This window comes from Janthinobacterium sp. GW823-FHT06H09, from assembly GCF_058794735.1.
Window position 1 is genome coordinate 78088 of the sequence record NZ_JBXAHC010000015.1, and the last position, 13875, is coordinate 91962.

At 52.7% G+C, this 13875-nt stretch carries 12 protein-coding genes; 8 read left to right on the forward strand and 4 right to left on the reverse strand.

The annotated features are described in order from the left end of the window. The first annotated feature begins 5 nt into the window (after positions 1–5). The 3 genes from AC1Q6X_RS22970 (at position 6) to AC1Q6X_RS22980 (ending at position 3915) form a co-directional block, all read left to right on the forward strand. Positions 6–278 (forward strand): hypothetical protein, encoded by a 273-nt coding sequence (locus AC1Q6X_RS22970; RefSeq protein WP_492498495.1) that lies wholly within the window; start codon positions 6–8, stop codon positions 276–278. Beyond that, positions 250–3492 carry a zincin-like metallopeptidase domain-containing protein gene (locus AC1Q6X_RS22975; RefSeq protein ID WP_492498496.1) on the forward strand — a complete coding sequence of 1081 codons (3243 nt, stop codon included), beginning with the start codon at positions 250–252 and terminating at the stop codon, positions 3490–3492. Before AC1Q6X_RS22970 ends, AC1Q6X_RS22975 begins: the two co-directional genes overlap by 29 nt. A 69-nt stretch (positions 3493–3561) precedes the next feature. Next, positions 3562–3915: a hypothetical protein gene (locus tag AC1Q6X_RS22980; RefSeq protein ID WP_492498497.1), complete on the forward strand. Its 354-nt coding sequence runs from the start codon at positions 3562–3564 to the stop codon at positions 3913–3915. An 87-nt stretch (positions 3916–4002) separates the two neighbouring features. On the opposite strand, the gene AC1Q6X_RS22985 is transcribed toward AC1Q6X_RS22980, so the two are convergent. Beyond that, positions 4003–4239: a hypothetical protein gene (locus AC1Q6X_RS22985; RefSeq protein ID WP_492498498.1), complete on the reverse strand. Its 237-nt coding sequence runs from the start codon at positions 4237–4239 to the stop codon at positions 4003–4005. A gap of 134 nt (positions 4240–4373) precedes the next feature. Next, entirely contained in the window at positions 4374–5405 is a 1032-nt protein-coding gene (locus AC1Q6X_RS22990) for a hypothetical protein (RefSeq protein WP_143449944.1), read from the reverse strand. Positions 5406–6368: 963 nt separating this feature from the next. On the opposite strand from AC1Q6X_RS22990, the gene AC1Q6X_RS22995 reads away from it, so the two are divergent. From AC1Q6X_RS22995 to AC1Q6X_RS23015, 5 genes are all read left to right on the forward strand, one after another. Further along, positions 6369–7592: an ABC transporter permease gene (locus AC1Q6X_RS22995; RefSeq protein ID WP_492498499.1), complete on the forward strand. Its 1224-nt coding sequence runs from the start codon at positions 6369–6371 to the stop codon at positions 7590–7592. Then, positions 7589–8509 carry an efflux RND transporter periplasmic adaptor subunit gene (locus tag AC1Q6X_RS23000; protein ID WP_099409515.1) on the forward strand — a complete coding sequence of 307 codons (921 nt, stop codon included), beginning with the start codon at positions 7589–7591 and terminating at the stop codon, positions 8507–8509. The genes AC1Q6X_RS22995 and AC1Q6X_RS23000 overlap by 4 nt, the downstream gene beginning before the upstream one ends. Positions 8510–8532: 23 nt before the next feature. After that, positions 8533–9213, forward strand: a complete 681-nt coding sequence (locus AC1Q6X_RS23005) for an ABC transporter ATP-binding protein (protein WP_099409514.1) — start codon at positions 8533–8535, stop codon at positions 9211–9213. 452 nt (positions 9214–9665) lie between these two features. Further along, on the forward strand, positions 9666–10319 hold the full coding sequence (locus tag AC1Q6X_RS23010; protein WP_492498500.1) for a hypothetical protein: 654 nt from the start codon (positions 9666–9668) through the stop codon (positions 10317–10319). A gap of 21 nt (positions 10320–10340) precedes the next feature. Continuing rightward, positions 10341–11063, forward strand: coding sequence for a thiol:disulfide interchange protein DsbA/DsbL (locus AC1Q6X_RS23015; RefSeq protein ID WP_099409513.1), 723 nt, complete (start codon positions 10341–10343; stop codon positions 11061–11063). A gap of 673 nt (positions 11064–11736) precedes the next feature. Here the strand turns inward: AC1Q6X_RS23015 and AC1Q6X_RS23020 are convergent. Both AC1Q6X_RS23020 and trbL read right to left on the reverse strand, forming a co-directional pair. After that, the gene (locus AC1Q6X_RS23020) at positions 11737–12183 is read right to left on the reverse strand and encodes a lysozyme family protein (RefSeq protein WP_492498501.1); all 447 of its coding nucleotides are present in this window, start codon (positions 12181–12183) and stop codon (positions 11737–11739) included. A 35-nt stretch (positions 12184–12218) separates the two neighbouring features. Continuing rightward, positions 12219–13868 carry a P-type conjugative transfer protein TrbL gene (gene trbL, locus AC1Q6X_RS23025; protein ID WP_492498502.1) on the reverse strand — a complete coding sequence of 550 codons (1650 nt, stop codon included), beginning with the start codon at positions 13866–13868 and terminating at the stop codon, positions 12219–12221. Positions 13869–13875 lie beyond the last annotated feature (7 nt).

Consider the following 13875-nt stretch of genomic DNA (forward strand, 5'->3'; position numbering starts at 1 on the left):
AACCGATGAAGAATGCACGAGACAGGCAGACCGGTGGCGCGATGGCCGAAGAACAGGCCATGGCAGCCGTCCTGCGCGAAAAACTGGGCGACGCCGCCATACCAGGCAGCCGGGCCGAGTTTGCGCCGGATGAAGCCGAACAGGCCGGCTCCTTTGCCGAGGATGCCGTGGATGAACACGATGCGGCGGCAGGCGTCATCGACCTGGCCGATGCCAGCGCGCCGCTGCCCCTGACAGGGAGCACCAGCCATGAACGACCTGCCCAAGTCACTGATTGAAACGATCGCCGAGAAGCTGGTGGCGCAGCTCAGGGAAGGCACGGCGCCTTGGCAGAAGCCCTGGCAGCCAGGCGAGCCGGGAGCATTCCTGCCATTCAATCCCACCACGGGCAAGCGCTACAAGGGTATCAACGCCTTGCACCTGATGAGCGAAGGCCATGAAGACCAGCGCTGGATGACTTACAAGCAGGCTGCATCCGCCGGTGCGCAGGTGCGCCAGGGCGAGAAGGGCACGCCCATCCAGTACTGGAAATTCAGCGAGGAGCAGGGCCAGACGGATGCCGACGGCAAGCCTGTGCTGGGCAGCGACGGCCGCCAGGCGCGGCAGTCCGTCAGGCTGGAGCGGCCGCAGATGTTTTTTTCCACGGTCTTCAACGCGTCGCAGATCGATGGCTTGGCGCCGCTGACGCCAAGGCCTCCTGTTGCCTGGGCGCCGGCCGAGCGGGCGGAGCGGATACTGCAGGCATCGGGCGCCACCATCGAGCATGGCGGTCGTGAGGGCCGCGACAGCGCGTTCTACCGGCCGTCCACCGACACCATCCATCTGCCGGGCAAGGAGCAGTTCCCCACGGCGGACAATTACTATGCGACGGCGCTGCATGAACTCGGACACTGGACGGGGCACGCCAGCCGGCTGGGCCGCGACCTTGGCCATCCCTTCGGCAGCGAGGAATATGCGCGGGAAGAGCTGCGCGCGGAAATTGCCAGCCTGCTGCTGGGCGACGAGCTGGGCATCGGCCACGATCCCGGCCAGCACGCGGCCTATGTCGGATCATGGATACGCGCGCTGCAGTCCGATCCGCTGGAGATTTTCCGCGCCGCGTCCGGGGCCGAGAAGATCCAGGCCTACGTGCTGGGACTGGAACAGGTGCAGGCCCTAGGGCAGGTTGTGTCGCCGCAGCAGGCGCCTGTTGGTGCGGATGCTGCCAGTTTCACTGTCAGGGAGCGGGTGGGCGGCAAGGACCTGTTTTCGCAGGCCTTCGCCACGCTCGACGAGGCGGCACGCTGCTACGTGACAAAGTCGCAGGCCGCCAACCGCAGCATGGAGGCGGCAGACGGGCGGGAACTCGCTGGCGTCGTGTGGGGGCCGGACGGCGATTTCGAATGCGAGCGCTTTGTATCGCCGGAAGTGGAGCAGGCCGTGGCCGCAGCCCAGGAACAGTACTGGCATGTGATCGGCGCGGCCCGAGTGGACAAGCGCGCGGAACGGGTGGAAGGGGAGACCATCGTGAAGGCGGAAATGGAAAATGCGGGCGACAGCGACGTGGCCCTGGCGCGGTTGCAGGTATTGCGTGGTGGCGGCAGCGAGGCCGGAGCCGTTCTGGACGCAGCCGCGATGCGGCATCTGGGCTTTACCTTGCCGCACGACTGGAACGGCCGCGTGATGGTGCAGGGCATGGCCACTGGCGAGGTGGATGGAGAGCAGCAGGAAGCATCGGCCGATCAGCTGGGCCTCCGGCCGGAATTCTGGAGCGTCTACGCGCAGCAGGCCGATGGTCGCCACCAGTGGCTGGCCGACTGCGGCTCCCAGCGCGAAGCGGCGCAGCTGGCGGGCAGGCTGGCGCTGATCGACGCGCACTCCGAAACGGATGAGCGCGAGAAGGCCGTGAAACTGGCCCGCCTACATGAAGAGCGCGTGCGGCGGGATCCCGCCAGCGCTGCGGAAGACCTGGTCGCGGCACGCGAAGCGCGCAAGAGCGCGGAACTGGCTGCCGTCACCGGCAGCGCGGACCTGCAGCGCCGGGTGGCGCAGCTTGAACAGGGCAGCGGCCAGGCCGCACCTGGCGCCGGCGTGCTGCTTGCCGTGCCGTTCAGGGAAAAGGACGAAGCCAAGGCCCTGGGCGCGCGGTGGGACAGGGCGGTGCAATCGTGGACGGTGCCGCCTGGGGCCGATCCCGCCGTGTTCGGGAAGTGGCACCGGCAACCCGCAGCGGAAGGTGCTGGCGGACCGGAAGCGCGTGACGGCGCGCCAACTACAGTGCGCCAGCCGCGCCAGTACCTGGCCGTGCCCTACGGCGAACGCAAGCTGGCCAAGGCGGCGGGCGCGGCATGGGACAAGGTGGCGAAGTCCTGGTATGCGGGAGCGAAGGCGAACATGGTGCGGCTGGCGCGCTGGATGCCCGGCAAGGCAGATCCCCAGCAGGGGCCCGCCATGACGGCGCAGGAAGAGTTTGCCGATGCGCTGCGCAGCCTGCGCTGCGTGGTAAGCGGGGAGCACCCCGTGATGGATGGTCAGAAGCACCGGATCACCGTGGAAGGCGAAAAGCACAGCGAGCATTCCGGCTCCGGCTTTTATGTCGCCCACCTCGATGGCCTTCCGGCAGGCCATATCAAGAACAACAAGACGGGCGAGGCGATGGACTGGAAATACAAGGGCTATGCGCTCGACCCGGCACAGAAAGCCCGGCTGCAGGCCGAAGCGGCCACCAGGCTGCAGGAACGCCAGGCCGCCCAGGCGCAGCTGCAGGAGGCAGCGGCGAGTCGCGTCGTGCGGCAGATGGCCAGCCTGCTGCCGATGGCGGAACCGACGCCGTACCTGGTGTCGAAGGGGCTACTGCCTACCACGGGCATTTTTACCGACACGGCAGGCAAGACCAGCTACATTCCCGCCACCGACGCCGACGGCAAGCAGTGGAGCATGCAGTACATCGGCGAGGATGGCAGCAAGCGCTTCGCTCGCGACAGCCGGAAGACCGGCTGCTTCCACGCCGTCGGCGGCCTGGAGGCGCTGGCCCGGGCGCCCGCGCTGGTCATCGCGGAAGGCTATGCGACCGCCGCCAGCCTGTCAAAGTCGGTTGGCTTCGCTACCGTGGCCGCTTTTGACTCAGGCAACCTGCCACTGGTGGCGAAGGCGTTGCACGGCCGTTTTCCGGGCAAACCGGTGATCATCGCCGGAGACAACGACCAGCACCTGGAAGCAACGCAGGGGATCAATCCCGGCAAGGCCAAGGCACAGGAAGCGGCCCGCCTGACTGGCGGTCGCGTGCTGCTGCCCATCTTCGCCCCGGGCGAGCAGGCGGCCGATCCGAAGGGATATACCGACTTCAATGACCTGGCCAGCAAGAGCCGGCTGGGCATGGAAGGCTTGGACAGGCAGGTGCGGCCAGCCGTGCAGTCTGAAATTGAAAGCCGGCAGGCCAATGCCAATCAGGATGCCTTGTCTCTTGCGCGGGAACCGCTGCAGCGCCGGTTGGCCAAGTCGGGACCGCAGTGACTGCATGCGGCGTGGCGGCCCGTGCCGAGGGCGGAAGGAAACAGGAAACGATGGAATGGAGGTCCGAAAATGAATGTCTTGCCGATCAAGGCCGCGCCGCTGGTCCTGCATGCAGGCGGCGCGCGCAGCCATCCTGAGCTGCCATTCTTCGACGATGGCGATGCGGAGTCGTGGAATAACTGGCTGCGAGTGCATCGCCTGGAGGTGATACGGGTGTGGATGGAGGATGATACCGGGGCTGAGGATAGTTATAGGAAGTTCCTGGCTGGAGGTTCTGCGGAGGAACTATCTGCATGGCAGCCATGCAAGCCGGATGGCGACCGAACATGGATCCTTCTTGCTGTTTTTGATGGCAGGGAGGGACCGTGTGCCTATTTTGTACGGAGGGCGGCGTATTTTTTGAAGGCGCAGATACCCAAATAACGCAGCCCTTTGAAACGGTGCGCTGATGAATGCGTTCCATGGGAAATCGTAGTTTTATGAGGTAATATCTTTGATATGCTACTTTTCCTAGGCATGCAGTAGTGGTTCGTAGTTCCGCACTTTCACTTTTGCTGTGGACTGGGCGGCGCGAAGAAAGGGTACAACTAGGTGCACCCGCAGGCCGGTAGCGTTGGTGCGGTGTTCCGCTGCATCGGTGGCGTCGACAACGATCCGGCGGCCATCCGCGATTTCAACAATGCCGGCCCTGCGCAACCGGGTGATGTCCTCGATCTGTTCACCCGTGCGCAGTACATTGCCTTCCATGGCAAAGTGCCCCCCAAGTTAGCGCGAAGCGATCCTCATCGTTATCCGGCGTGCAGTCGGTTTCGAAAGTTCAAACATCGTGGTCTCACGGTGCGCTACAGACTTGAGGGCGCGCTTTTGTCGTTTCGGAGCAGTTACTCTAAATATTCTTTTATGCTCTGTCCGAATACCTCTTCGGCAAGAGCGGTTACCTGTTCTGCATTGCCGCTCGCTATTACCTTACTTATCCAAACATGTGTAGTAGCGATACCATAGCGCTTCTCTAAATAATCGAATAGGGCAAGCGCGGCACCATATCGTCCCGACTCGTTCTCATCGTCCTCTGTATAGTCACCTGGACCAAAAGTGAACGGGCCAGCGGGAGAGTACGTGGGATCGTTGGCCATTTTTTCCCGATCTTCAGGTGATAATTGCCGATCGATCGCTTCCTGTTTCACTTGTATTCCACCCCAAGTCGTAAGATGAGCAGATTTGAGTTGAGAAAACGCAGTCGACAATTCTTGACGCCTTTGTTTAGCAATTTCTGGTTTAATTTTCTGAGTAACGTGCAAGGCAGCCCACTCAGCGTGCCCCTCCAAAAACCATCTTGGTAACTCGTTCTTGCTACGAGATTGGCTCAAGTGAACTTCCTCATGGGGCATAGCATGTATTAGAAAATAGATCGACTTATCATCCCATTTTCCATTCGTAAGGACGTTAACCCACCGCAACTCGTCTTTCTGTTGCGGTGGCGTATATTTTCCATCGGTGGTCACTACCATAGCCGACCAATGAATGTTTCGTCTAGAATCAGGAATGATTGGGGCTAGTAGATCTAAGAGGCCGATCAGGCAACCTGCTTTGAGCTTTGCGGCCGCAGACAATTTAGGCTCATAGTAAATACGCACAAAATTAGAGGTTTTAAACGACCGAATTTCAAAATATGGTAAATCGCCAGATGCGGCAGGCTTTGAAGTAACGGAAAAAAAACGTTTTTTTTCTTGCGACACGCCATCTGATGCACACGATGCACGGACCACAGAAACATCTTCTTTGAGCAAGGGATCGCTTGAAGCCTGGGGACTAGCTAAAACCACTGCAGAAAAAAACAAGATAGCTAAAGATTGCATAAGATCCCTTTTAACGCGTTTAATCTTCAATTTTATAAGCTCAATTATCCATGACACGGCTATTCCTGGGTGTCAGGGAGGCGCTGTCCCAAAACGCGTACTTTATCATGAAAGAGCTTTTCACTCTATTGCCTTGAAAAAGTTTGTTCCGTTGTCGCCGCAGAAATTCTTACGGTGCCTTGCGAACACCCCAACCCGCTAGGAGCTTCCGAGGCAACTCGTACTCATGCGAAACCCATCGAATATGCGTTGACTGGCAACGAAGGCATTCAGCCACTAGCAGTGTGCACGCGATTCTTATGCGTGTGGCGAGCAAAAATGTGCATCATGGTGGCACCGTTGCTCCAACTTATTTTCCGCTTCAAACGATGTCCTTTCGTATCGTTTGACGTTAACACTATCGGTGAAGCGGAAGTATGATATTGCAAAATTCTGCTGAGTTCAAAAAATACTCAGACACATTTTGTGTCTCCTCACACAAACTAACCAAATATTTCAATATTAAACGGCAGGAGTGGCGGGAGGTTCAACATTGTGACAATTCACGTATATCTCTATTTCGACACAGTCCTGTCGGCATTAAAAATTTCAATTAATGTTGCAAAAAAACAACGAGATTAGTGGCTTTAAAAAAAAGCAACAAATCAGTTGACTCAAAGAATGTTTGCCTTTTAATATACATTGCCTTTGTGAAAATTTGAATTCAAATTTTTTCAAGGTATAAACTTAATTTTTTTGGAGAAATTACATGAATGTATTTAAAAAGGCTGTTGCCGTCATCGCTTTACTTGGTGTTGTAGGCGCCGCATATGCTGCAACTTGCACAGGCTGCAGCTGTATAACGGTAAAGGGCACCAAGGTTTGTGCTTGCAGTAGCTGCGAGGGTGGGAAATAAATAAGGCAGTAATATAACGCGGCTACCAATCCCGTTGATCTCAAATATGCCTGAATTGTTTATTTTTGCATTTCAGGCATCAATATTTAAGTTTTTTTATAGTGAATATCCCTTCACGATACGTTATGTCTTTATTTCGCGAAAAAACTATTTGTTTATGTACGTTAGTTATTGGTACATTGTACATGCTTATTACAGGTTATGTTTCATCGAAGCAGATGGCTCTTGATGAAACGCTTTCTCAGCATGGGTTCAACCGTACAATGATTATTTCTGTTGAAAATGGAGCAAGCGAACTTTATGACGATGACGCGCGGAAATTAATCAATTCTGGTCCTGACGTCTCTGATGGGCCTTTAGCACTGCTTTCCCATGACACGCTATCAAATATTTTAGCGATGCCCGAAATCGATAGCGTTATGGCAATATCAAGATCGTCATGGCAACTTAGCACTGGAAATGGCTCAAAAGCCGTGGTTGAGGTGTTAAATGTTCCTCCGGTTTTTATGAAGGAATTTAATTTAGGAAAAACTAATGATTTGCTCGCCGGCCAATACTTGCCCAGTAATGCGTTAGCTCGAAAACTACGTCTTGTCGATCACTCGACCGCGATCGTAAGCATTCCCGATGAAACTATAGCCATGTTGCCGTACCAGATGCGCTCTAGCTTCGATTGGTCGAAAGCGCGATTTTCTGTTTCCGTTCGGAAACAGATCTTAAATCTTAGCCATGATACGTCTTTCTTTGAGAATGTCATTTTTACAACTGGAAAACAACAGAAAATAAATGTGCCAGGCTTGTTTCTTTTGCCAAAAATAAACGTTCTAGTTAAGTTTAGGGAAAAAGTGAACATAAAAGATGGTCAAATTAATCTAGAAAAAATATTGAAAAATATATCGTTGACAAACCCTAATATGCAGGTTCAAGTAACGCCATTCTCCAAGTATTTTGAGGACGAGATTGGTACTGAAGTCGTGACGAGTTGGGCAGGCCGATTGCATTTGGGTTTCTTCACAGTCTCTATAACACTGGTAACGCTACTCATGCTTATTCGATATAATAGCTTGCGGTATGAAATAGCCTTGCGGCGTGCTCTTGGTGCAACTGTTGGCTATGCAATTTGGCTAAGTATTCGGCCTCTTATAACCTCGATTTTTATTGGCATGGTATTGGGTGGTATCGTTGGTAGTGTAGTTAATTTCTCTATCAACTCTGGGAGTTCGATGATATCCCCTAGCAATTTTCTCTCGTTGAGTGCTATAACAGCGTTAGCGATCTTAGTAATCGCGGCGAGTGCGCGGGTGAGTGCAGCTACGAATTTTAGTACAACTATTCGTTCAAAATTATGATGTCAAGAGCTTTCAAGATTTTCTGTGCCACCTTGCTCGTTGTGTTCGCAACGATCGGCTGTACTGAACATATAGACGGTAGCCAAGGGGCACTAGCTGTCCAGACCGAAGGTGTACAAAACAGGCAGAACTCGATTGATTATCGGATTCGTGGAACGTGTGTAATTCGTTCTGCAAAAGTCGTACGATTGAAGGCTCAAATCGGTGGAGCTGTAAAAACTGTCCAAGTTGAACAGGGAAGTCGTGTATCAAAAAACCAGATATTGGCAACTATCGATATTGAAGATTTAAAAGTACAAAAGGCGAGAACGGAAATCGAGTTGGAAAAGCTCGTAAAAAAAGCGGATCTTTTACGTTTTCAGATTGTAAAAGCTGAAAAAGAGTTCTCTGTTGTCTACGAGATGGCGGGTACAGTTAATTCTTATCTACCTCAATATGGGAAGGAGAAAGCCGCACTCGTCGAACGCCGTAATGACTTAGAACAAAATGAGCTGAGTCAAGGATTGTCGCGTCTTGATTTACAAACAATTGATGTTCAAATGAAACGTTCTGTGGTGAAAGCGCCATTCGATGGCGTAATTTTAACTCGATCTGTTGAGCCTGGGATGGTTGTGGGCTCGGGCAGCGCGAGCGTCGGAGGTGGAGACGTTTTGTTTGAAGTCGCGGATCCGAGCATGTTAATAGGGGCTTGTATAGCAAAAGAGTCAGATGCTTTGCGTTTCGAAGTGGGCGCCAAAGCGACCATTCTGGTTGATACGGAGGGTGCGCACCCTATCGCGGCAAAGGTTCGCGACGTTTCCCCAGTAATTACTAACGACTCGGGAATTTCCAGACGAGAATTTCGCGTGCAATTTGATCCGGCTTCAGCGAAACGGCTTTTGCCAGGAATGAACGCTGAAGTTGATTTGGGCGGTTAAAAATTACTACCTGCAAAATTAAAATGATTAAATTACGAAAACTTTGTGTTTCTTACAATTCCAGGGAACTTGCTCTTGATCACTTCGATCTAGATATTATGCAAGGCGAACGCGTGGCGGTGATGGGACCAAGCGGATGCGGGAAGTCCACGCTATTATCCATATTAGGCGGTTTGTTGCGTCAGCAGTCCGGATCGTATGAGTTTGACGGACATGATCTTCGATCATTCTCACCTGCTCAACTGGCAAAGTTCCGTGGTGAGCAGATAGGGTTTGTTTTTCAGCATTTCGCGTTATTACCTCATTTAACCTTACAAGAAAATTTACAAGTGCCTATTGAGCATTTGAACGTGAGCCGACGTGAAGCATCTTACCGCGCGCTGGAAATGTTATCGAAGGTCGGCATTGAAAATCTCGCAAGGCGATTTCCGGCAGAAGTCTCTGGAGGACAGGCACAACGAGCCGCTATTGCTCGGTCGATCATGCGTAACCCTCCCGTTATATTGGCAGACGAACCCACCGGAAGTTTAGATGATAGAAGCTCGTCTGATGTTTTAGAGCTTTTGAATACGCTTGCTGCTGATGGAACAACGTTGATTGTGGTGACGCACAACGAAGCTGTGGCAGACGCTCTATCACGGACCGTTCGCATTGATCAAGGCAAAATAGTCGGCGTTGCCACCGAAGCGCGATTGTCTGCGTGATATATCAATTATATCTTTACGGCTGCCACGGTTTACGCCGTGCTTTCGGCTTTCCGGCGAGGTCAATCATTGCAATAGTGGCCTGCGGCGCTGCCTGGGCCGCATTGTCCGTGGCGCTAGCTGAACTCAACGCTGTCGAACAATTGTTATCTCGCGCTGGCAGATTGGATGGATTTCCAAGCTACCACGTTACGGTAAGTAAGATTACGCAAGCTAGTAAGGCACATTCCCGCTTGTTGCCTGCGGCGCTCATTGATCTAATACAAGTTAGCACCCCTGTGTTTGTGCTTCAAACGCGTAGTTCAGTGACAGTGGCAGATACCAAAATTTCACATGTATCCTCGGCTGATATGCTATTCGCGTCATCCAAGACCATCGAGCTAATTTCAAGCTCGTCTTTTCCGCGTTGCGCCTTGATACAACCCGGGAAAAGGACAGCGAACACATCAGCCATGTTGGTTGTCGCAACAAATTGGCGGTGTGAACTGGTGCCCTTGCCGGCAGCGCTAGCCTCCCTGGAAGAGGGACGTACTACCAATGCTATCGTATTTCCCCTATCAGCTTTAAGGGAGATCGGAGGAAGAAGGGGGAGAGAGAATATAGTTGCAATATGGTTTGGTCTAGTGAATAAATCTAGTTCTGAATTAATATCATTGCTTGATGGTAATAATAAAATGCCGAATTTGGACGTTGTGCCGATGGGAGGGAGTGTTATCGGCGCCAGTTATAATTTATCCAATGCAACCAAGGTGTGGATCAGTGTTGCTTCTATGCTTCTAATCGTTGGACTGGGTTTATACATTCATGGAGTTTTTGTTCCTATGAGATGTGAAGCGGCATTGCGCTTCTGTATTGGACAAAGCCGTGCCACCGTCTTTTCTTGGATTCAGATTGATGTGGTATCGCAACTAGTTGCAGCAATTCTATTATCTTCCGTAATTGGAGTGTCGATTGTATTTTTACTTGGATGGTCACCTCCTTGGGACGCCTTATGGATTGCTATTTTAGGCGTTGTCTTAATCTCTGCGCTTTTGTCATTTTTGGTGTGCTGGTATGTCACCAATAAAATATTTTCCTCTTTCAATGTCATTGGTTTGACTAAATAATTCTTTAAGCATTGAACTATCATGAAAAATATTATTATCGCGGCTCTTTTCATAATTTTTAATGGCACTTTGCCAATTGCCTTGGCCGAAAATATATCAGATGGGTATGCCAACGGATATATTGAGACCTCTAAATCATCAAATATTATCGAATCCTCAAAAGTGGAGGTTATTGAGTTTTTTTCTTACGGCTGTCCTCACTGTGATTTATTGGATGGAAAGTTGAATGCATGGGCAGCCAAAAATAGCCAAAAAATATCATTTCGACGAATTCATGTATTTTTTGGTGAGAATACTGCTCAGCAACAACGCCTATATTTTGCGCTTGATTATATGAAAAAAGAGTCTTCTGTTCGAAAGCAGGTTTTCGATGAAATACACAAAAAAAATGTACGATTAAATAAGTTGGAGGAAATCACGAGGTTAGTAAAAGAAAATGGGATAAGTGAACAAGAATTTTTAAATGCCTATAATTCACCAATAGTAAGTAGTCGGGTAAAAGAAGCATCGCTATTTCAAAAATCATTAGGTGTACGTAGTATTCCAACAATTTTGGTCGATCAGAAATTTCTGACCAGGCCCGATTTTTTTCAAATCCCTCCATCAGATAAAAAATCGTGGATTTCAGATTTTTTTAGTACAGCGGCCAAACCCGCGAAAAAAACAGACTTCGAGATTGAAGATGCCATGTTTTCCTTACTTGATAAATTGGTTTTGGATCGCACTAAGGCACGCAATCGGTAAGCTTTTTTTAAATGCAATTGTTGGCATGGGAGGAAAGCTAGAAATTAGTATTTCATATAAGCCAATAATAAATTACTGAATTCCAAGCCTACCTTTCAGCTTCTATGAACAGTAGTAACAGAGCTCCTTTAAGGAAGTACTGATCAATTCACTTTCTCATCAAGATTGGCAGGCCAAATGGGGTACTGGCGACCCACACAAGCCCATGTTTCCAGCGATTCGGCGCAATTCTTCGCGTCTTTCTGCAATCAGGATGGACTACGTGATTCGGTGGCCGTAAAGCGCTTGCCGGCAGGCAGCCGATTGGCAGTAAGCGTCGGCTCTGTCTTCCGATTACCCATCTCTTTCGGATGCGGGATTGAAGCCACGTTGCATATCCGCAAGGCGACGCATGCCTCGCCACATGACGATGTTTCTTGGTTGGGACTCGTTGGAGCGTGCGAGGAAACCCTTAAGTTGCGCAATTTTTCCGAGATAGCGTGAAAGGGGCAGTTGCTCGCGGGATCTCTTGCTGTCTTTTACAGAGCAGTTGAGGAGGTCAATTTCCGCAGGCGTCAGCGCCATTTTTGGTTCTGCATCTGGACATGTGTGAATCGCTACGAGTCTGCTAGGCACCCGCGTGCGCGATTTAAAATACATTCGTTGAACCCCTTGGGCTCAGGGGGCGGGGGATTCACTTGGGAACGGCAATCGGTACGAAACTAAGATTGTAGTCTAGCCACATTGCCCACTTGTTTCCTTTTCTGATCAGATCAACTCGGTAGGGTAAGTTGTATTGCGCTGTTCTCGAATGGTAGTTGGCCGCCCGGGCCCACAAATTTCCAGTGTCGTGCAACAAGTGTTGCCTCAGCCGCCAAGCGGCTAGATAATAGGGATAGCAGCCTTTCGCCGCGACATGGGCTGGAGTAATTCCATATTGCCGTAGTTGCAGCAAGTAAGCGGAGTTGAACTGCATCGGACCAATGTCATAGGTGTCATTTTTATTGGCGACAATCATTCCGGGCCTGCCACCTTCTTTCTCAGCAATCGCCAGCAAAATATTGGCGGGCACTTGGTATTTGATGGCGGCCGTGATCGAGCACACGATGCGCTCCTGCTGCAGGGGAGGGAGATCGAGCATGCTGTTTCTCCTTTGTTCAGTATGTGCGTAGAGAGCTATTCTGGCTTGCGGTCGCGGAATGCCGCCACCTCCTCAGTCGGATCTGCAGAAGTGCTGTCTCCTGCAGAGAGACTGCCGTCTTCCATCGCCGATGCCCCGGTACCTGGCGCTCCATCCTGATCTCGGGACTTGATAGCGGCAGCAATCTGGCCGCCGATGGTTTTGCCGACCCGGTCACCGGCCGCAGCAAGGCCTTGCCTAACCTTTGCCTTGCCAACATCCCAGCTTCCCTGCACCAGATTGCCCGCAGCACCTGCCGCAATCCTGCCCGTTTTCGCTGCCAGTGCCGCTGCGGCGGCCGGGCTGCCCATGCCGGGCGCTGTTTTTGCTACACGTTGGCCTGTTTTGCTCTCGCTACCCGCGTTGGCAGGTCCGTTCGTACTTTGCTGATTGGACGGCGCGACGGGAGGCTGAGCTTGCTGTGACGCGCTGCCTGTAGGCTGTGTTTCTGCGCTACCACTTCCAGCGTCCGCGCTGCTGCTTGTCGCCTGCGCAGTGTCGCCCATGGCTGCGGCAAGCGCACCGCTGCCGGTGCCTGGATCGGCTCCTGTTCCACTGCCGCCGCCTCCGGCCGAGGCCATGAAGTCGCGGGTACCGCTTCCTGCGCTTTCTGCAGCATTTGCCTTGGAGACGGCCGCCATCAACGCCTGAACTCCGCCGGCGATGTTCGCCGTACCTGCGACAGCCGCGGCACCGGCGGTTGCTGCGGCCGTCGCGGCCATGGCGGCTGCACCCAGTGCCGTTCCTGCACCGAAGCCGCTGCCAAGCGCGCCGGTGCCACCGCCCATTGCCAGGCCGCCCACCAGCGACGGGACTTTGTTGACCAGGGCGAGCAGAACGATGGCGACAACCATGACGACTGCCAGTTCATTCATCTTGTAGGCAGAACTCATATTGTTATAAAACTGGTCGATGAATGACTTCCCTATGCCGACAAGTAGTACCATCGTAAAGAGCTGGGCACCAATGCTCAGCACGGTTTTGTAGTAGTTGATAGCCATGTCCGATGTCCAGCGCGAACCGCCAAAGCCGAGAAAGAAGATACCTGCATAGGCCAGTATCCACCCGCTGATCAGGAGCAGCAGCATGTTCACGCCGATCAGGGCAAGGGAAATGAGCGTGATCAGGCTGATTGTTACGCCAACGGCGCTGCTCAAGGGGGACCAGAGCGAGGATTTTTCGAGGACATTGGCGAAGAGCCCGAATCCGATGTCAACGATCCCCGACGGTGATAGGCCCGTACCGGTACCAGCGGCTCCAGCGCCTATCGCGCGCATCGAGTCGATGATGGACGTGGCAAAACTTGGACCATTGCGCAGCAGCCACCAGTAGAAACCGGTAAAAATGGTGAAGCGCACGAACTCGGCAAAGAACTCGCCGATATCGGATTTTCGCAAAGCCATCATGCCAAACGTCCATACCATGCTGATGGTCGCCAAGCTCCAGAACAGGCGCGTGGCATGTGTGGTGATCGTCGCCGCCCATGTTGCTGCGATGGCAGAGTAGCGAGCAAGGACGTTGTCCAGCACACCTGTGTTGTTGATCTCCGCCCAGGCCGTGTAGGGCAGCAATGCCAAACACAGGAGAAGCGCGGCACAAAACACCACCTTAATGAATGGGCTGGCTGCCAGAGGATTGGCTTTCATCAGAATG